At 66.0% G+C, this 17440-nt stretch carries 16 protein-coding genes and 1 riboswitch; of the genes, 6 read left to right on the top strand and 10 right to left on the bottom strand.

The genetic code is table 11. The features are described 5' to 3' along the window. The first annotated feature begins 10 nt into the window (after positions 1 to 10). A riboswitch (FMN riboswitch) is annotated at positions 11 to 147 on the top strand. A 7-nt stretch (positions 148 to 154) separates the two neighbouring features. Genes BT122_RS06770 through BT122_RS06760 form a run of 3 tightly spaced genes read left to right on the top strand, consistent with a single transcriptional unit; the run spans position 155 to position 3414 of the window. After that, entirely contained in the window at positions 155 to 757 is a 603-nt protein-coding gene (locus BT122_RS06770) for an ECF transporter S component (protein ID WP_072355220.1), read from the top strand. Further along, the gene (locus BT122_RS06765; protein WP_072355219.1) at positions 758 to 2617 is read left to right on the top strand and encodes an ABC transporter ATP-binding protein; all 1860 of its coding nucleotides are present in this window, start codon (positions 758 to 760) and stop codon (positions 2615 to 2617) included. Between the two features lie 2 nt (positions 2618 to 2619). Then, positions 2620 to 3414: an energy-coupling factor transporter transmembrane component T family protein gene (locus BT122_RS06760; protein ID WP_072355218.1), complete on the top strand. Its 795-nt coding sequence runs from the start codon at positions 2620 to 2622 to the stop codon at positions 3412 to 3414. 23 nt (positions 3415 to 3437) lie between these two features. Here the strand turns inward: BT122_RS06760 and BT122_RS06755 are convergent, their stop codons facing one another. Continuing rightward, positions 3438 to 4061, bottom strand: coding sequence for a flavodoxin family protein (locus BT122_RS06755; RefSeq protein WP_072355217.1), 624 nt, complete (start codon positions 4059 to 4061; stop codon positions 3438 to 3440). Positions 4062 to 4142: 81 nt separating this feature from the next. Here BT122_RS06755 and yfbR point away from each other — a divergent pair, with 81 nt between their 5' ends. Next, positions 4143 to 4745, top strand: a complete 603-nt coding sequence (gene yfbR / locus BT122_RS06750; protein ID WP_059055046.1) for a 5'-deoxynucleotidase — start codon at positions 4143 to 4145, stop codon at positions 4743 to 4745. A 69-nt stretch (positions 4746 to 4814) separates the two neighbouring features. Here yfbR and BT122_RS06745 read toward each other — a convergent pair whose 3' ends face one another. From BT122_RS06745 to BT122_RS06725, 5 genes are all read right to left on the bottom strand, one after another. Further along, complete coding sequence (locus BT122_RS06745; protein WP_072355216.1) at positions 4815 to 6641, bottom strand: adenine deaminase; 1827 nt, start codon at positions 6639 to 6641, stop codon at positions 4815 to 4817. 377 nt (positions 6642 to 7018) lie between these two features. After that, on the bottom strand, positions 7019 to 7651 hold the full coding sequence (locus BT122_RS06740; protein ID WP_072355215.1) for a hypothetical protein: 633 nt from the start codon (positions 7649 to 7651) through the stop codon (positions 7019 to 7021). Between the two features lie 6 nt (positions 7652 to 7657). Then, positions 7658 to 8818, bottom strand: a complete 1161-nt coding sequence (locus BT122_RS06735) for a CobW family GTP-binding protein (protein WP_072355214.1) — start codon at positions 8816 to 8818, stop codon at positions 7658 to 7660. Positions 8819 to 8962: 144 nt separating this feature from the next. Continuing rightward, positions 8963 to 9709 carry a class I SAM-dependent methyltransferase gene (locus BT122_RS06730; protein ID WP_286130333.1) on the bottom strand — a complete coding sequence of 249 codons (747 nt, stop codon included), beginning with the start codon at positions 9707 to 9709 and terminating at the stop codon, positions 8963 to 8965. 6 nt (positions 9710 to 9715) lie between these two features. Continuing rightward, positions 9716 to 10534: an ABC transporter ATP-binding protein gene (locus BT122_RS06725; RefSeq protein WP_072355212.1), complete on the bottom strand. Its 819-nt coding sequence runs from the start codon at positions 10532 to 10534 to the stop codon at positions 9716 to 9718. A 154-nt stretch (positions 10535 to 10688) separates the two neighbouring features. On the opposite strand from BT122_RS06725, the gene ilvA reads away from it, so the two are divergent. Further along, entirely contained in the window at positions 10689 to 11909 is a 1221-nt protein-coding gene (gene ilvA, locus BT122_RS06720) for a threonine ammonia-lyase (protein WP_072355211.1), read from the top strand. 128 nt (positions 11910 to 12037) lie between these two features. Here ilvA and leuB read toward each other — a convergent pair whose 3' ends face one another. The 4 genes from leuB to BT122_RS06700 all read right to left on the bottom strand — a co-directional run bounded on the left by leuB (position 12038) and on the right by BT122_RS06700 (position 16820). Next, a complete protein-coding gene (leuB, locus tag BT122_RS06715) occupies positions 12038 to 13150 on the bottom strand; it encodes a 3-isopropylmalate dehydrogenase (RefSeq protein ID WP_072355210.1) in 1113 nt (370 codons plus the stop codon). A gap of 2 nt (positions 13151 to 13152) precedes the next feature. Next, on the bottom strand, positions 13153 to 13659 hold the full coding sequence (gene leuD / locus BT122_RS06710) for a 3-isopropylmalate dehydratase small subunit (RefSeq protein WP_072355209.1): 507 nt from the start codon (positions 13657 to 13659) through the stop codon (positions 13153 to 13155). Positions 13660 to 14021: 362 nt separating this feature from the next. Next, positions 14022 to 15284, bottom strand: coding sequence for a 3-isopropylmalate dehydratase large subunit (gene leuC / locus BT122_RS06705; protein ID WP_072355208.1), 1263 nt, complete (start codon positions 15282 to 15284; stop codon positions 14022 to 14024). Beyond that, positions 15285 to 16820 carry a 2-isopropylmalate synthase gene (locus tag BT122_RS06700; RefSeq protein ID WP_072355207.1) on the bottom strand — a complete coding sequence of 512 codons (1536 nt, stop codon included), beginning with the start codon at positions 16818 to 16820 and terminating at the stop codon, positions 15285 to 15287. A 422-nt stretch (positions 16821 to 17242) separates the two neighbouring features. Here BT122_RS06700 and BT122_RS06695 point away from each other — a divergent pair. Then, positions 17243 to 17440, top strand: a 198-nt coding sequence (locus BT122_RS06695) for a hypothetical protein (protein WP_502685898.1), incomplete at its 3' end; no start/stop codon positions are given.

Here is a 17440-nt window from a genome sequence, read left to right as displayed (position 1 = left end):
ATAGTTCGGCTGACAGTTTCAGGGCGGGGTGAGATTCCCCACTGGTGGTGACGCGCAGGCGCGCGAAGTCCGCGACCCGCTAAAAAGGCGGCTGACCTGGTGAGATTCCAGGACCAACGGTTACAGTCCGGATGGAAGAAACGGAGAAGCCATTATGGTACCCACTTCATCACGCAACGCAAGCCACTCCACGCACGCAGCATCGGGCTGGGACACCCGGCGCATCGCGGTAACCGCGCTTCTCTGCGCCATGGCCGCCATCTGCACGCTGCTGCTTGAGTTTCCCATCCTGCCCGGCGTCACGTGGCTCAAGTACGACCCCTCGGGCATCGTGGCGCTCATCGCGGGCTTTGCGTTTGGACCTGCCACGGGAGCCGTGGTCTCGGTCATTCCGTACCTGGTGCACATCGCCACGGCAAGCGGCGTCTATGGCGTGATCATGGCGATCCTGGCCACGTTCTCACTGGTCATGCCCGCGTCTCTCATCTACCGCAGGCAGTGCACCATGCGCGGAGCGGTGCTTGGCCTTGTGGTTGGTGGCATCGTTTGCCTGGTCGCCTGCATCGTGGGCAATCTCATCGTGACGCCGTTCTACACCGGCATGCCGCTCGACGCGGTCATCGACCTCATCGTGCCGGCGCTGCTGCCCTTCAACCTTATCAAGATTGTCATCAACTGCATCGTGTTTGTCCTCATCATGAGGCCCGCCTTCAAGGCCATGGGCATCGAGGTCCCCAACGCAGGAGACGCCCGCTAGATGGCACAGCCGGCCGCAACCACGACTACCAGCGCAAACGCGAGCGAGACGCCCATCGTCTCGCTCGCGCACGTGACGCTTGCCTATGGCGACCTGCGGGCGCTTGATAACGTCTCGCTCGACGTGCGCCAAGGCGAGCGCCTCTGCGTCCTGGGTGCCAACGGTTCCGGAAAGTCCACGCTGGCATCGGTCATCTGCGGGCTTCTCGCCCCAGACGCTGGCGAGGTCACGCTTGTGGGCGAGAAGGTCTTTGCGGCCGGCTCCGCAGACTTTGACGCCTACCGCCGCGCCCGCCGCAAGCTGGGGCTTGTCTTCCAGAACCCCGAGGACCAGATTGTGACCAGCGTGGTCGAGGAGGACGTGGCATTTGGGCCCGAGAACCTCGGCCTTCCACCCGAGAGAATCGAGCACCTGGTTCGCCGCGAGCTGCACCGCGTTGCCATGGAGCGCTATGCCAAGGCGGACCCGGCGCGCCTCTCCGGCGGCCAGCGCCAGCGCGTGACCATTGCCGGCGCGCTTGCCATGGAGCCTCGCGTGCTGGTGCTCGATGAGCCCTCGTCCTCGCTCGACGTGCGCGGGAGGCGCTCGGTCATGAAGGTTGTCGAGAAGCTCCGTGGCGTGGGCTGCACCGTGGTCCACGTAACGCACTTCATGGACGAGGCGCTTGGCGCAGATCGTGTGGTGGTGCTCGACCACGGCCACGTTGCCCTGGCAGGAACGCCGCAGGAGGTCTTCTCGCACGTAGAGGAGGTACGCGGCCTGGGCCTAGAGGAGCCCTTCGCCGGACAGCTCTCCTCGCAGCTGCGCGAGCGCGGGCTGGACGTCTCTTGGACCTGCGACGAGGACGCGCTTCTCGCCGACCTGGCGAGAAGAACGCGCGGCCACCGCGCTGGGCGTGTAGCCGCTGCGCCCGGTTCTGCATCTCACACCTCCGCAGCACCCGTGGTGCGCGCGGAGGACGTGCGCTTCTCGTACGAGCAGTCCCGCCGCCGACGCCGCGCGGACGCCGCGCCCGCAGCCCTTGACGGCGTGGCGCTCGACGTGCCGCGTGGCGCGCACGTTGCGCTGGTGGGACAGACGGGCTCGGGGAAGTCCACGCTGCTGCGACTCATTGCGGCACTCGAGGTGCCTGACCAGGGGCGCATTGAGGTGGATGGCATCTCCACGGCAGAGCGTCGCGACCGTCGCCGGCTCCATGGCCGCGTGGGCTACGTGATGCAGCGCCCGGAACGCCAGCTCTTTGCGGAGACCGTGGCGCGGGATGTGGCCTATGGCCCATCCAACCTGGGACTTTCTCCTAGCGAGGTGGACCAGCGCGTGAGGCGTGCGCTTGACCTCGTGGGTCTTGCGGGCAAGGACGACGCCTCGCCGTTCCAGCTCTCCGGAGGACAGCAGCGCCTCTGCGCGCTTGCCGGCATCCTCGCCATGGAGCCAGACCTTCTCGTCTTGGACGAGCCGACCGCCGGCCTTGACCCGCGGGGCCGCCGCAAGCTGCGGCGCATACTCGACGGCCTCAACGCCGCCGGTACTACGCTTGTCGAGGTCACGCACGCGATGGAGGACGCCGCGTGGGCAGACCTCGTGGCCGTGCTCGATGGCGGACGCGTGGTGCTCACGGGCACGCCGGCTCAGGTCTTCTTGGCAGACAACGCCGAGAAGCTCCACGACATGGGGCTGGGCATCCCTCACCCGCTTGCGTTTGCGCGGGCTCTGGAGGATGCAGGCTGCGCACCTCTGGGAGACCCGCTCACCAACGAGGCCCTGGCAGACGCCATCGCCGACGCGGCTGGCGCAGCCGACAAGCCCAGCGCTCCTAGCGCGGCCGGTACGTCCGCAACAGCCGACGGGAGGGACGAGTAGCCATGGCACTTCGCATCTCCGTGGGCCAGTACTACGCCGCAGACTCCACCATCCACCGGCTTGACCCCCGCACCAAGACGGCCTGCGCTCTGGCGCTCATGATTGCCACGTTCTTCGTGCACTCCCCGCTTGGGCTGGCGGCGCTTGCGGCCAGCGTGCTCGCGCTGCTTCTTGCGGCGCGCGTCCCGGCTGGCGAGGTCCTCTCGTCCGTGCGAGGCGTGCTCTGGGTGCTTCTCATCCTTGCAGTCTTCAACCTGCTGCTCATTCGCGATGGCAGCGTGCTTCTCGCCGCGGGACCCATCACGATAACCACGGGCGGCACGTGGTCGGCGGTGCTCTATCCGGTGCGCGTGTTTGCCGCCATCGTGGTTGGCGCGCTGCTTCTGCTCACCACCACGCCCACCGAGCTGGGCGACGCCTTCGACGCCGCATGCTCGCCGCTCACCAGGCTGGGCCTTCCCGGCCACGAGCTGGCCATGGTCTTCTCGCTCATGCTGCGCTTTATCCCCACGCTGGCAAACGACGCCTCGGCCATCATGGACGCCCAGGTTGCGCGCGGTGGCGAGGTGGCGCGCGGCAGCCTGGGCCGGCGCCTTCGCGCAGTGGGCTCGGTGCTTGTGGCGCTCATGGCAAGCTCGATGAACCATGCCGACGACCTCGCGCGCGCCCTCGATGCGCGCTGCTACGAGAGCGGCGGCACGCGCTCGCACTGGCACCCGCTGCACTTTGGCGCGCGTGACGCCGTGGCCTTTGCCGCCACAGCGGCCCTAGTCGCCCTACTCGTCACGCTGGGATGAGACAAAGGGAGTTTCCCTTTGTCTCATCGGATGAAGTTCATCCAGGAACCGCCCTCGACCTCGGGCGCGGGCACGCCGGCGGCACGGCCAGCCTCGATGCTCTTGAGCAGCCACGCCATGTTGCGCCCCAGGTTGCGCATGGTCTTCATGCCCTCGACGTCCAGCGCGGCCTCGCCGGTCTTGGCGCCGTAGACCATGTTCCAGTACGACGAGCCCACGGTGATCATGTTGGCGATGCCAAAGTACTTGTTCATCACGTCAAACGACGCGGTGCAGCCACCGCGGCGCGCCACGGTCACGCAGGCGCCCGGCTTGAAGGCAAACTGGCCGCTCTCGCTGTAGAAGACGCGGTCGAGGAAGGACAGCACGCGACCTGCGGGGTGCGCGTAGTAGACGGGCGTGCCAAAGACAAAACCGTCGGCTGAGGCGGCCTTCTCGACAAACTCGTTCACGCCGTCGTCATCAAAGATGCAATGACCAAGCTTGGAGCACTTGCCACAGCTCACGCAGTCGCGCGCGGGCGTAAGCGGTAGGTGATAGACCTCGGAGTCTATGCCCTGCTCAGCAAGCGTGCGGCCAATCTCCGCAAGCGCGATGCCGGTGTTCCCCTTGGGGCTAATACCCCCGTTGAGCATAAGGACCTTCATGTGCGTTCCCTCTCTCGGATGAGACAAAGGGACTGTCCCTTTGTCTCATCCGAGCGTACCATTCTGGGAGGAGGGATTGCCATGACTGAACAGTCCACGTTCTTCGCTATCGTCTCGAGGATGAAGTACATCGAGCGCTGGGCACTCATGCGCAGCGCCCGCCCGGAGAACCTCTCCGAGCACTCGCTCGAGGTTGCTGCCATCGCGCACGGCCTGGCAACCCTGGGCAACGTCCGCCACGGACGCCACCTTGACGCCGAGAAGGCCGCGCTTATCGGCCTCTTCCACGACACAACAGAGATCGTGACCGGCGACATGCCCACGCCCGTGAAGTACGCCAACCGCGGCATCCGCGACGCCTACAAGGATGTGGAGAGAAGCGCCGAGGACACGCTGCTCGACACGCTGCCAGAAGACCTGCGTCCCACCTACGAGGCGATCTTCCGTGGCGACCCAGCAGACGAGGACGACGTCTACCTGCGACGCCTGGTGAAAGCCGCCGACAAAATCTCGGCACTCATCAAGTGCGTCGACGAGGCGCAGTCCGGAAACGCCGAGTTCAAGACTGCCGAGAAGGGCATCCGCGCCAAGGTGGACGAGATGGCCGCGCAGATGCCCGAGGTCGCGGACTTCGTGGCGGAGTTTCTCCCCAGCTACGGCAAGACGCTCGACCAGCTGCTCTAGGCGCGCAGCGCAACGACGACCGCAGCGGCCGCGCGGACCGGGCACCCCGGCACGCGCGGCCTTCTCGTCCTACTCCACAACCACCGGCACAAACTGGTACGTGTGGCAGTCCACGTAGCCTCGGTTGGTAAGCCGCAGGTCTGGGATGCAGGCAAGCGAGAGAAGCGCCATGGTCATGAACGGCGAGGGCATCGTGCAGCCCATCTTTGCCCAGGCGGCCTCGGCGCCACGGACCTCTGCGGCGACCTCTTCCACGCTCTTGGGGCTCATGAGGCCGAGAATGGGCAGCTTCACCTGGCCAAGCACCTTGCCGTCCTCAACGGCAACCTCGCCTCCGCCGCAGTCCACAAGAAGACTTGCCGCCAGTGCCATGTCCTCATCGTTATCGCCAATGACCAGCAGGTTATGGGCATCGTGGGCAACAGTCTGCGCAAGCGCACCATGGATGCCAAAGCCCTTGGCAAACCCGTAGGCAAACGAGCCCGTGTTGTGATGGCGCTCGAAGACAAAGGCCTTCAGGATGTCGTCCGCGGGCGAGCACTCCAGGCAGCCGTCGACCACGGGCACCTCGAGGTGCTCCTCCTTGGTGATGGTGGAGCCGGCGCTCGAGGTCATCACGCGCACCAGCGCGCGGTCTGCCATGATGGGCGAGCCGTCCGCATGAACGGCGGGGATGCGGAAGGTCTCAGGCTTGATATCTGCCGCCACGTGCATGGAGTTGAACATGAAGTTGGGCCAGGGGTAGGGCTCTGGCGAGAAGAGCGCCGCGCCGTCTTGGGCCACAAGCTCGCCGTCGATGAAGGTGTGCGTCACGTGGAAGTCCTTGAGGTCCTCGAGAATCACGAGGTCGGCGCACTTGCCAGGCGTGACGGAGCCCAGGTCGCGCGACATGCCAAAACAGTCTGCCACGTTGATCGTGACCATCTGGATTGCCGAGACAGGATCGATGCCATAGCCCACGGCCTTGCGCAGGATACGGTCGAGGTGGCCCTCGGAGACCAGGGTCTCGGGATGGTTGTCATCAGAGACAAGGTTCACGTGGCGCGTATCGATGTTGTTCTCGGTGATGACGTGGGCCAGCTCCTTGAGGTTCTGCCAGGCGGAACCCTCGCGCAGCTGCGCATACTGGCCCAGGCGGAGCTTGGCGAGCGCCTCTTCGCGCGTGATGGACTCGTGGCAGCAGGAGATACCGGAGGCGATGTAGGCGTTGAGCTGGCGGTCCGTGTCCGGCACGGTGAAGTGGCCGGTCAGGGTCTTGTCGGCCTTGAGGGTCTCGTCCATCTCAGAGAGCGGGCCCTCGTCGCAGGCAAGGACGCCTGGGTCGTTCATCATCTCACCAAGGCCCACCACAGCGTCCCAGCCCATGGTCTCGCGGATGTCCTTGGCATCAATCTTGGAACCGGTGTCCTCAAAGCCCGGCACCGCGGGCACGCACGAGCCCGGCGTGACCATGCACTTGAGCGGCACGCGCTCGGAGTCGCGGATGAGCTCCTTCAGCGCCGGCAGGCCAGCGACGTTCATGGCCTCGTGCGGGTCCCAGTAGATGCCGGTTGTGCCATGCGGCACCACGGCGCGGGCGTACTCGGAGGGGCCCACCATAGCAGACTCCACATGGATGTGGCCGTCCATGAAGCCCGGTGCCACGTAGCGGCCAGCGGCATCGATGACGGCGGTCTTCTCGCCAATGCAGTGCTCGGCCGTGTGGCCGCCAATGCCCAAGTAGGCTACGCGCCCCGCGGCAACGGCGATGTCTGCGTCCTCGAGGACCTCGTGCGTGGTGACGCTTACCAGCCGGGCGTGACGAATGACAAGGTCAGCGGGCTCTTGGCCCTGTGCCACGCGGATGAGCGTACGGTTGCATTCCCACAACGGACTCTTGCAAAAGCGATTGAGCATGACAGCCCCTCTCGACGCCCGACTTTTAAATTGTCAAAACGTTACCAGCCCTGTGTTGCAGTGCAGCAACAATTCTGCGAGCGGCGGACAAAGGTTTGCTCGGTGTTACCGGAGGCCTACTCAAACAAGAATGCGCGCCACACATTCGGGACCGATTGTGTGGCGCGCGCAGGTCGATACAGATTCGTCGGCCGAATGTGTAGCGCTCCCAAGGTTGCAGGCCGAGCGCCGGAATCGCTAACCAATCGAAAATTGCAGGCTAAAGGGTGCGGCGAGACAAACGTGCAGATTCCGATCGGCTAGGGGCCGCTAACCAATCGGAATCTGCAAGATCCCAAAGTGCCCCAACCACAGGCAATCGCGGGCCCGCGCAGGGCCTAGCGAGAGGAGAGAAGCCCCTTGACCTGGGAGGGGAGCTGGGACGCCACCTCCCGCGCGACGCCACCCACGTTCTGCACGACCTCCTGCGCGGTGGTGGCCGCATCTCCCAGGGTGTCCGCAATCCCACCGAGGTCGATACCCGTGTCTGTACCGGAAGTGGAGCCTCCGGTACTGCCGGAGCCGCTGGCTCCCGTGGACGTGGGCGTGGTGGTACTCGTTGTCGTGCCAGCTGTAGTTGAAGTGGCGCCGCTTGAGGCACCGGCGGCCACGCTCGACACGGCGTCACTCACGCAGCTTGACACCACCGCAAAGACGATGAGAGCCACCAGCGCCCCTACCAGCACAAGCGTGATTCGCTTGAGGTTGGGGCCGCGGTGGGCACCACGTCCATCGCGGCCGGCGGCGCCACCGTAGCCATAGCCGTAGTAGCTCGTCTGCGAGGGAGAGGGAACGGCGTTGCGCACGGGCTCCGGGGCGCGCCGGGGCGCCGCAGCGGTGCGGGAGGCCGAAGGCGGCGCGTACACCGTGGCGTCGAGGTCGTTCTCGCCCTCGTCGCCCATCACGCGCGTCTCGTCATTCTCAACCGCGGCGCCACTCCCCATCAGGCGCGTCTTGTCGCTCTCGTCCATGCTGCCCTACTCCAGGCCATCGACGGCAGGCGTCTCGCCCTCCCACGTGGTGAGGCAGGCGTCCAGACCGCGCTCCACGGCCTCGCGGTCCATGTGACGGCCAATCACGCAGAGGCGAACCATGCGGTCCCCCACCTTGGGATCCCAGTCGCGACGCAGCTCGGGGACCTCCTCCATGTTGCGCTTGAGCTCGTCTTCCGGCATGAGCGCCGCCCACTGGCCGTTCTCGGTGAGGGTGAACTGCTGGCCGGCCTGCTCGAACACGTAGCACATGTCGGGGTCGTTGTTGACCCACATGAGGCCCTTGACGCGGATCACGGACTCGGGCCAGTTGTTCACGAACTCAGAGAGAGCATGGTAGTCGAAGGGCTGGCGACGCTGGTAGACAAAGGTAGAGACGTCATACTCCAGGACCTCGGGGTTCTCGTGCTCTTCGGGGTGCTCCATGGCGTCCACCCATGCAGCCGAGCCGTACGCCTCGTCAAAGCTAAAGCGGCCGGTGTTGAGCAGCTCGTCCATGGGGACGTTGCCGTTCACGGCCTCCACGATACGCGCGTGGGGCTGCAGGCCGCGCACGATGGCCTTGAGCTCGGCCACCTGCTCGGGCGTCACGCGGTCGCACTTGTTGAGCACGAGCGTGGTGCAGAACTCGATCTGCTGGATGAGAAGGCTCTCGACGTCGTCCTCCTCGATGTCATCGGAGAGAAGGGCGTGGCCGCCGTTGAACTCGTCGTACATGCGGGCGCAGTCGACCACGGCCACAATGTTGTCCAGGTCGAGCGGTGCGGTGCCGCCCTTGGTCTGGTCGCAGATGGACGAGATGGTGTAGGCAATGGGGATGGGCTCGCAGATGCCCGAGGCCTCGATGATGATGTAATCGAAGTCGCCGGTCTCGGCGATGGACGTGAGCTGCTGCGCCAGGTCGGAGGCAAGCGTGCAGCAGATGCAGCCGTTGCTCATGGGGATGAGGCTGTCCGTGGCGGAGAGGCCGCCGTTCTTGATGAGGCTTGCGTCGACGTTGATCTCGCCAATGTCGTTCACGATGACGGCGGCGCGAATGCCCTCGTCGTTGGCAAGGATGTGGTTGAGAAGCGTGGTCTTGCCCGCTCCCAGGTAACCGGTGAGCATGACGATCTTGACCGGAGTCGTGGTGTCCTTCGTGGGCATACGTGCCCCCTTCTGCCGGCGCGTGCGGCGCTGGCGACGTGTCTGGTGAACCCAGAGAGTCTAGGGCATGCGTGTGGTGAGATTGAGGGGCCGAGAGAGGCGCGGCATGCGGCGGCCGGGCACCTCTCGACCCGTCACCCGTGCTCACAGCGCGTAGCAGTCGTAGCGTATGGCCTTGCCGGCCACGGTGTAGCTGGGCTTCTCGCCCGCAAGCCACGGTCCCTTGGCCGGACGTTTCACCACAATGCGGCGAGGACCCGCGGCACGGGCGGCGTCCATGAGGCCGCGCTCGTCGTCGCACGGCCGCTCCAGACGCTGAATGAGCTGCAGCTTCTTCTTGACGGCCGCGCTCTTGCGGCGCTCGGGAAACATGGGGTCGAGAAGGACCACGTCGGGCGAGAAGCCCAGCGCGGAAAGCGCCGGCACGGAGTCCTCGCCGCGAAGCTCCATGCGCGAGACCGCCTCGGCCAGCGCCGGGTCCGACGCCGCGCGCGCCAGGGCGTCGCCCAGAAGCGCGCAAATCACGGGGTCGCGCTCGAAGAGCGTCACCGAGAAGCCCGCCGCAGCCAAAAGCAGCGAGTCCTCCCCCATCCCGGCCGTCGCGTCCACAGCCGTGAGCGGCCCAGCCGCCCCGCGAATGCGTGCCGCGCGCACCACCAGCTCGCGGTTGAGGTTGCCCGCGCGAAGGCGCGGCACCATGCGTGAGAGGTCCGCGGCAAGCGACATGCCGTCACCCTCGAGCGAGAGGCCCTTCTCGCCCACAAGAAGGCACAGCCCACCTGCTACCTGCGCGGTGCCCACAGGCGCCACGGGCACGCCGAGACGAGCCGCAAGCTCCTGCGCCCGAACGGCGTCCCCGCCCGCACCAACTTCTACAACCAGGCCCTCCACCAGCGCCTACGCCCCGTACTGCCCGCGCATCGAGTACCAGCCGTCGTGCTCGTCCACCACAAGGGGCACATCGAAGAGGTTAGAGAGGACCTTATCGCACAGGATCTGCTCCTTGGGGCCGTCAGCGAAGATGGCTGCATTCTTGATGAGCATCACGCGCCCGATGGCCGGAATGATGTCCTCGGGGTAGTGCGTTACCAGGATGATCGAGCGGCCCTCGGCGGCTAGTGTGCTCATGGTCTCGCGCACGTGGTACATGCCCTCGGGGTCAAGGCCGGTGCACGGCTCGTCAAAGACGAGCACCTGCGGGTCGCGGATGAGCTCGCGTGCCACCAGGACGCGGCGGGCCTGGCCGGTCGAGAGGGTCATCACGTCGCGATCGGCCACCTCGGGGATGCCCAGGCGGCCAAGCGCATCGAGCGCCAGCTGGCGGTCGCGCTCGGTGACCTCCACCTGCTTGGGCAGCCCCAGCGTGCCAAAGAGCCCGCCCACCACGATGTCGACGGACGGCAGGTGCACGCGGATCTGCTCGTGCATGGTAGAGCTCACCACGCCCAGCGCGCGACGCACGTCGGTAAGCTGCGGGCGCGGATTGCCGCGAAAGCGTACCGGCGGCTCGTCTCGGTAGAGGGGAAATACCTCCCTGGTAAGGAGCTGTATGAACGTGGACTTTCCCGCGCCGTTGGGGCCGAGAAGCGCCACGTGCTCACCCTCATGCAGCGTGAAGTCGTCCACGTGGAGAATGGTCTTGCCCGACCTCACCACGCTCGCGTCGTGAATGGCAAAGAGCGGCGTCTTATCGCCGGCGTTGTTCTCGCCCTGCATGCGGTCTCCCGGTTTTCCTTGGTGTAACTTCACACAAACGCACCACCATTACGTGCGTCCCGTAGACCTACTATAGGCAATACGTGCGCGCACGCGCGAGGTTGGCGACGCGCAGAAACATACCCACACCTCATTTGCGCAGATAGGGGTTCCCATGCCAGAGATGCTCACGCTCGAAGCGTTCGAGGAGGCCTCCGAGAAGGTCAAGGAGGTCACGCTCGAGACCAAGCTCATCGAGAGCCCCTACCTCTCGGCGGCAACGGGTAACCGCATGTGGCTCAAGCCAGAGAACATGCAGCGCACCGGTGCCTACAAGCTTCGTGGCGCGTACTACAAGATCTCCAAGCTCTCGCAGGAGGAGCTCGACCGCGGCGTCATCACCGCGAGCGCCGGCAACCACGCGCAGGGTGTGGCCTACGCCGCCACGCACGCGGGCGCGCGCTCCATCGTCGTGATGCCCACCACCACGCCGCTCATCAAGGTTGAGCGCACCAAGGGCTACGGTGCCGAGGTCATCCTCTACGGCGACGTCTTCGACGACGCAAAGCAGCGCGCCGTCGAGCTGGCCGAGGAGCAGGGCCTTACCTACATTCCGCCGTTCAACGACACCACGGTTGCAACCGGCCAGGGCACCATCGCCATGGAGATCGTCCAGGAGCTGCCGCTCGTCGACACCATCCTCGTGCCCGTGGGAGGCGGCGGCCTGGCCTGCGGCGTCTCGACCTTCGCCAAGCTCTACAACCCCAAGATCCGCGTCATCGGCGTCGAGCCCACGGGGGCGGCGAGCCTCACGGCGGCACTCGAGGCCGGCCACGTGGTCAAGCTCCCCAGCGCCAACACCATCGCCGACGGCACCGCCGTGCTCGAGGTGGGCGACAAGGTCTTCCCCTACCTGCAGCAGAACCTCGACGACGTCATCTGCGTGGACGACGACGAGCTGGTTGTCTCGTTCCTCGACATGGTCGAGAACCACAAGATGATCGTCGAGAACTCCGGCCTGCTCACCGTGGCCGCCGCAAAGCACCTCCCCGCCGAGGGCAAGCGCGTGGCTTGCATCCTCTCCGGCGGCAACATGGACGTGATCACCATGTCGAGCGTGGTGCAGCACGGCCTCATCCAGCGCGGCCGCATCTTCACCGTGAGCGTGCTGCTCCCCGACCGCCCCGGCATGCTGGTGCGCGTGGCGAGCGTCATCGCCGAGCAGAACGGCAACGTGATCAAGCTCGAGCACAACCAGTTCGTCTCGACCAACAGGAATGCGGCGGTCGAGCTGCGCGTGACCATCGAGTCGTACGGTGAGGAGCACAAGGCGCAGATCGTGGAGGCGCTCCGCAAGGCAGGCTTCAAGCCCTCGCTGGTGCAGCCGTCGCTGTAAGGGCACGGTAATAACCACTCCGCTGTGAAGCAGCCCCTCCGGCAGCATGCGCGCCGGAGGAGCTGTTTGCACATAGGCGCTGCGGGCCGCGGACGCCGGCCGCGCCGAGAGGCGCGGCGGCGACACCGCTACAGATACTCGACGACCTTGTCGCCCATCGCGGCGGTGCCAAGCACGTGGTCCGCCGGCGTGGCGTCATCGGCGATGTCGCGGGTGCGCCAGCCGTCGTCGAGGACGCGCTCCACGGCAGACTCGACCCAGCCAGCCTCCTCGGTCATGTCGAAGGCGTAGGTGAACATCATGCCCGTCGAGAGGATCTGCGCCAGCGGGTTGGCGATGCCCTTGCCGGCGATGTCCGGCGCGGAGCCGGCGGAGGGCTCGAAGAGCGAGACGCCGTCGCCCAGGCTCGCGCTCGCGAGCATGCCAAGCGAGCCCGTGATCTGCGCGGCCTCGTCGGAGAGGATGTCGCCAAACATGTTCTCGGTCACGACGATGTCGAAGTCCGCGGGACGGTTGATGAGCTGCATGGCGGTGTTGTCAACGAGCAGGTCCTCAAGCTCGACCTCGGGGAACTCCTCGTCATGGACGCGGTGCACGACCTCGCGCCACATGCGGGAGGTCTCCAGCACGTTGCGCTTGTCGACGCTCGTGACCTTGTTGCGGCGCTTGCGGGCAGCCTCAAACGCCTTGCGCGCAATGCGCTCGACCTCGTACTCGCGGTACTCCATGGTGTCGTAGGCACGCTGCCCGCGGCCGCCGTTGGCACCCGCGCCCTCCTCGTCGTAGAAGCGCTCGCGGCGCCCAAAGTACAGGCCACCGGTAAGCTCGCGGACAATCACCAGGTCAACGCCCTTGATGACCTCTGGACGAAGCGTCGAGGCGCCAGCTAGGGCGTCGTAGATCATAACGGGGCGCAGGTTAGTGTAGAGGCCGAGGCCCTTGCGAATGCCGAGAAGCCCCTGCTCCGGACGAGGGGCGTTTGGGTCGGTAGAGTCCCACTTGGGCCCGCCCACGGAGGCGAGAAGGACTGCGTCCGACGCCTTGGCGGCATCGAGCGTCTCGTCGGGCAGCGGACTTCCGTAGGCATCGATGGCAGCGCCGCCAATGAGGTGGTCCTCGCAGACAAAGTCGACATTGGCCTTCTCGCCCACTGCTGCCAGGACCTTCTTGCCCTCGGCCATGATCTCGGGGCCAATGCCGTCGCCCGGCAGCGTGCACACGCGATAGGTTGCCTTAGCCATTGCTACTCGCCCTTCTTCTCGGCCAGCACACGCTTGGTGCGCGCGACAAGCCCGCCCTCGTTGATAATCTCCTGAATGAACGGCGGGAACGGCTGGGCGTGGAAGACGGCGCCCGTGGTCTCGTCGGTGATGGTGCCGGTATCGGCGTCAACGCTCACCACGTCGCCGTCGGAGATGGCGTCCGCGGCCTCGGGGCACTCCAGGATGGGAAGGCCCATGTTGATCGAGTTGCGATAGAAGATGCGCGCGAAGCTCTTGGCAATGACGCACGAGACACCCGCCGCCTTGATTGCCACGGGCGCGTGCTCGCGCGAGGAGCCGCAGCCAAAGTTCTCGTCGGCCACAATGATGTCGCCCGGCTTCACGCGAGAGACGAAAGTCTTGTCGAGGTCCTCGAGGCAGTGCTTGGCGAGCTCCGCCGGATCGGACGTGTTGAGGTAGCGAGCAGGAATAATGACGTCGGTGTCTATGTCTCTGCCGTATCGAAAGACGGTTCCTCGGAACTGCATGGGTTTCCTTTCTAAAAGGAGGGGGGGCGCCACCCTTGCCTCCCCGCTTCGGACAGTCCTCGCCGCAAAAAGCGCGGCTGCGGAACTCGCGGGGCGGCAAGGGTGGCCGCCGTCCCGTTGTTGAAACAAACCACAGGCGAGAGGAACCGTCTTTCGCGTCAGAGCCCTGACGGAACCTCCACCCCGGGAAAAAACAAACTTCAAACCAGAAGCAAAGAGCGCGGCCGGTGGGGCGCCCGTGGCCGGCGACGCTCCCTGCCGTCACGACCCGCAAGTGGTAGGGCGGGGCGCTTTGTCGCTGCGCGAGTTCTTGGCGAAGCCAAGCTGTCTGAGCACAGCGGCAATGCGCCCCGCCCCTCCCGCTACAGGTCAGACGGCAGCGCGATGTGGCCGGCCACGGCCGACGCGGCACACACGGCCGGGCTCGCCAGGTAGACCTCGGACGTGGGGTCTCCCATGCGGCCGACGAAGTTGCGGTTCGTGGAGCTCACGCACCTCTCGCCTGCCGCCAGGATGCCCATGTAGCCGCCCAGGCACGGGCCGCAGGTGGGCGTCGAGACAACGCAGTGCGCGTCGATGAAGACGTCCATGAGTCCCTCGTGCACGCACTGCAGCCACACGGCCTGCGTCGCGGGAATCACGATGCAGCGCACGTTGGGGTTCACAGTGCGACCGCGCAGCACCTCCGCCGCGGCGCGCATGTCCTCGATGCGGCCGTTGGTGCAGGAGCCAATGACGGCCTGGTCGATGGTAATGTCGCGGCTCTCGGCAACAGGGTGGGTGTTGGAGGGCAGGTGCGGCCAGGAGACCTGCGGCACGATGTCCGCCGCATCGATCTTGATGACCTGCTTGTAGGTGGCGTCCGGGTCGGGGTGGTATTCGGTGTAGGGGCGCTCGGTGCGGCCTGCCAGCCAGGCGCGCGCGGTGTCGTCCACCTCGAAGAGGCCCGCCTTGCCGCCGGCCTCGATGGCCATGTTGGCAATGGTGAGGCGCCCCTCTACGGAGAGGTCGCGGATGGTCGAGCCGGCAAACTCCATGGCGCAGTAGAGCGCGCCGTCCACGCCAATCTTGCCAATCACATAAAGGATGATGTCCTTTGCGCTGGCGCCCGCGGGCAGCTTGCCGTCGATCTCGAAGCGGATGGTCTCGGGCACCTTGAACCATGCGCGACCGGTCGCCATGCCCACGCCGGCATCCGTGGAGCCAACGCCTGTGGAGAACGCACCGATGCCACCATAGGTGCAGGTGTGGGAGTCCGCGCCAATGACCAGGTCGCCGGGGCCCACGATGCCGCGCTCGGGGAGAAGGGCGTGCTCGATGCCCATGCAGCCCTGCTCGAAGTAGTGTGTGATGCCCATCTCGTGCGCAAAGTCACGCGTGACCTTGGTCTGCTCGGCACTCTTGATGTCCTTGTTGGGGCTGTAGTGGTCGGGCACCAGGCAGATGCGGTCGCGGTCGAAGACGCCAGCGCCAATCTCGCGCACGGTCTTGATGGCGATGGGCGCCGTGATGTCGTTGGCGAGCACGAGGTCGAGGTCGCACTCGATGAGCTGGCCGGGGACAACCTCGTCAAGCCCTGCGTGGGCGGCGAGAATCTTCTCGGCCATGGTCATGGGATGTGCCATTTACTTGCCCTCCTTGGAACGCGTAGTCTGGATCATGCGGTTGATGGCATTGACGTAGGCCTTGGCGCTGGAGACCACGATGTCGTTATCGGCACCGCGGCCGGTGTAGACCTTGCCGTCCTCGGCCGTGATGCGCACCGTGACCTCACCAATGGCGTCGATGCCGCGGGTGATGGCCTTGACCGAGAACTCCGCGAGGTCGCCGTGGACGGCAACCACCTGGTCGACGGCCTTGTACGCCGCATCGACGGGGCCGGTGCCGGTGGCGCAGACCACGTGCCTCACGCCCAACTCGTCCGTGATGGTAGCCGTAGCGGTGGGAACGAGCGGGTCGCCGCAGGAGACCTGCAGGGCGTCCAGGGTGTAGACGGCCGCGACCTCGCGCTGGCGCTCCTGCACCATGGACTCCAGGTCCTCGTCGTAGACCTCCTTCTTCTGGTCTGCGATCTCAAGGAAGCGGTTGTAGATCTCGTCGAACTCGTCGTCCTTGAAGGAGTAGCCCAGCTCCGCCAGGCGGTGGCGCAGCGCGGCGTGGCCCGAGCGCGCGGAGAGGATGATCTCGGAGCCGGCGGCGCCCACGTCGGCGGGGTCGATGATCTCGTAGGTGTCGCGCGCCTTGAGCACGCCATCCTGGTGGATGCCGGAGCTGTGGGCAAAGGCGTTGGCGCCCACGATGGCCTTGTTGGCCTGCACGTTCATGCCGGTGATGCGGCTCACCAGGTGGCTCGCGCGCGTGAGCTCGCAGGTGTTGACGTCGGTGTGGGCGTCCAGCTCGTCACCGTGCATCTTGATGGCCATCACGACTTCCTCGAGCGCGGTGTTGCCGGCGCGCTCGCCCAGGCCGTTGATGGTGCACTCGATCTGCGTGGCGCCGTTCTTGACGCCGGCCAGCGCAAGCGCGGTGGCCATGCCCAGGTCGTTGTGGGTGTGGACGCTAATGGTGACGTTCTCGATGCCGCGGACGTTGTCGGCAAGGCCCTTGATGCGGGCGCCAAAGTCGTCCGGCATCTGGTAGCCGGTGGTGTCCGGGATGTTCACCACGGTTGCGCCCGCATCGACGGCGGCCTGAATCACGCGCTCCAAGAACTTCTGGTCCGCACGACCGGCGTCCTCGGCGTAGAACTCCACGTCCTCGACGTACTGCTTTGCGTACTTCACGCAGTGGATGGCGCGCTCGACGCACTCGTCCTCGGTGATGCGGAGCTTCTCGCGCAGGTGCTGCGGCGAGACGCCCAGGCCGGTGTGGATGCGCGGGCGCTTGGCGGTCTTCAGCGCCTCGGCCGCGCGGTCGATGTCCTTGTCGACGGCGCGCGTGAGGCCAACCACCACGGCGTCGTCGCCGGCAAGGCGGCCGATCTCCTGCACCGAGCGGAAGTCGCCCGGGGAGGAGATGGGGAAGCCCGCCTCGATGACGTCCACGTGCAGGCGCAGCAGCTGCTGGGCGATGACGAGCTTCTCCTCGGTATTCATGGACGCGCCGGGCGACTGCTCGCCGTCACGCAGGGTGGTATCAAAGATGGCGATCTTGCGGGTCATTGCTACCTCCATTGGACGTGGACCCAGTGACTGGTACCAGGTTGCCTTGGGATGGTGGCATGACACACGACAAGACCCAGCTGCCGCTGTCCCAAGGCGGGACGCGAACGCAAGCTGGGTCTAATGATACCTGCTGGACCTCGGACCTAGCGTGCGCTCGCGCACGTAAGCTCTAGGCCGAGTAGATCAAGAGCGAGAAGGTCCATGGGCAGCTCCTGGTGATTCATGCGCATGTTCCCTCCCATCTTGGCCGAGGCTGCTGGCTGCAGCCGGTGTTGTTTACTTTGGCACAGCGGAAAAAGTTGGGCTCATCGTCACTTCTGGTGGGTAGCGCATCCCTGCGGTGATGCGTCTGACTCCTCCGGGCGGTAGGATGTTGCCCTGCAGGGGGATGCCGGACACAACCCACCGGGGAGGCGGCTATGGAAGCGCAGGCCGGGATGCTCGCGAGGCTCTTCGAGAGGTCGATGGGACTGGGCCCCGAGTGGGAGGTCTCCGACGTCTGGTTCGAGGAGCGCGACGGCGCCCCCGACGAGCTCCACGTCCGCGTGGCTCACGTGAGGGGGCAGGCCGTCGAGTGCCCCGAGTGCGGGCGGAGGTGCGGCGTCTACGACACTCGC

The sequence above is a fragment of the Olsenella sp. kh2p3 genome (assembly GCA_900119625.1).
Classification (GTDB): Bacteria; Actinomycetota; Coriobacteriia; order Coriobacteriales; family Atopobiaceae; genus Tractidigestivibacter.
The sequence above is the reverse complement of the archived record's forward strand: the minus strand, read 5'-3'. Positions and strand labels throughout refer to the sequence as shown.

Excerpts from the sequence above, each read along its gene's own strand:
- leuC (WP_072355208.1), bottom strand. The coding sequence starts at position 15,284 with ATGGCACATCCCATGACCATGGCCGAGAAGATTCTCGCCGCCCACGCA.
- BT122_RS06740 (WP_072355215.1), bottom strand. The coding sequence starts at position 7,651 with ATGGACGAGAGCGACAAGACGCGCCTGATGGGGAGTGGCGCCGCGGTT.
- leuB (WP_072355210.1), bottom strand. The coding sequence starts at position 13,150 with ATGGCTAAGGCAACCTATCGCGTGTGCACGCTGCCGGGCGACGGCATT.
- BT122_RS06755 (WP_072355217.1), bottom strand. The coding sequence starts at position 4,061 with ATGAAGGTCCTTATGCTCAACGGGGGTATTAGCCCCAAGGGGAACACC.
- BT122_RS06745 (WP_072355216.1), bottom strand. The coding sequence starts at position 6,641 with ATGCTCAATCGCTTTTGCAAGAGTCCGTTGTGGGAATGCAACCGTACG.
- yfbR (WP_059055046.1), top strand. The coding sequence starts at position 4,143 with ATGACTGAACAGTCCACGTTCTTCGCTATCGTCTCGAGGATGAAGTAC.
- BT122_RS06765 (WP_072355219.1), top strand. The coding sequence starts at position 758 with ATGGCACAGCCGGCCGCAACCACGACTACCAGCGCAAACGCGAGCGAG.
- BT122_RS06735 (WP_072355214.1), bottom strand. The coding sequence starts at position 8,818 with ATGCCCACGAAGGACACCACGACTCCGGTCAAGATCGTCATGCTCACC.
- BT122_RS06770 (WP_072355220.1), top strand. The coding sequence starts at position 155 with ATGGTACCCACTTCATCACGCAACGCAAGCCACTCCACGCACGCAGCA.
- BT122_RS06700 (WP_072355207.1), bottom strand. The coding sequence starts at position 16,820 with ATGACCCGCAAGATCGCCATCTTTGATACCACCCTGCGTGACGGCGAG.
- BT122_RS06760 (WP_072355218.1), top strand. The coding sequence starts at position 2,620 with ATGGCACTTCGCATCTCCGTGGGCCAGTACTACGCCGCAGACTCCACC.
- ilvA (WP_072355211.1), top strand. The coding sequence starts at position 10,689 with ATGCCAGAGATGCTCACGCTCGAAGCGTTCGAGGAGGCCTCCGAGAAG.
- leuD (WP_072355209.1), bottom strand. The coding sequence starts at position 13,659 with ATGCAGTTCCGAGGAACCGTCTTTCGATACGGCAGAGACATAGACACC.
- BT122_RS06725 (WP_072355212.1), bottom strand. The coding sequence starts at position 10,534 with ATGCAGGGCGAGAACAACGCCGGCGATAAGACGCCGCTCTTTGCCATT.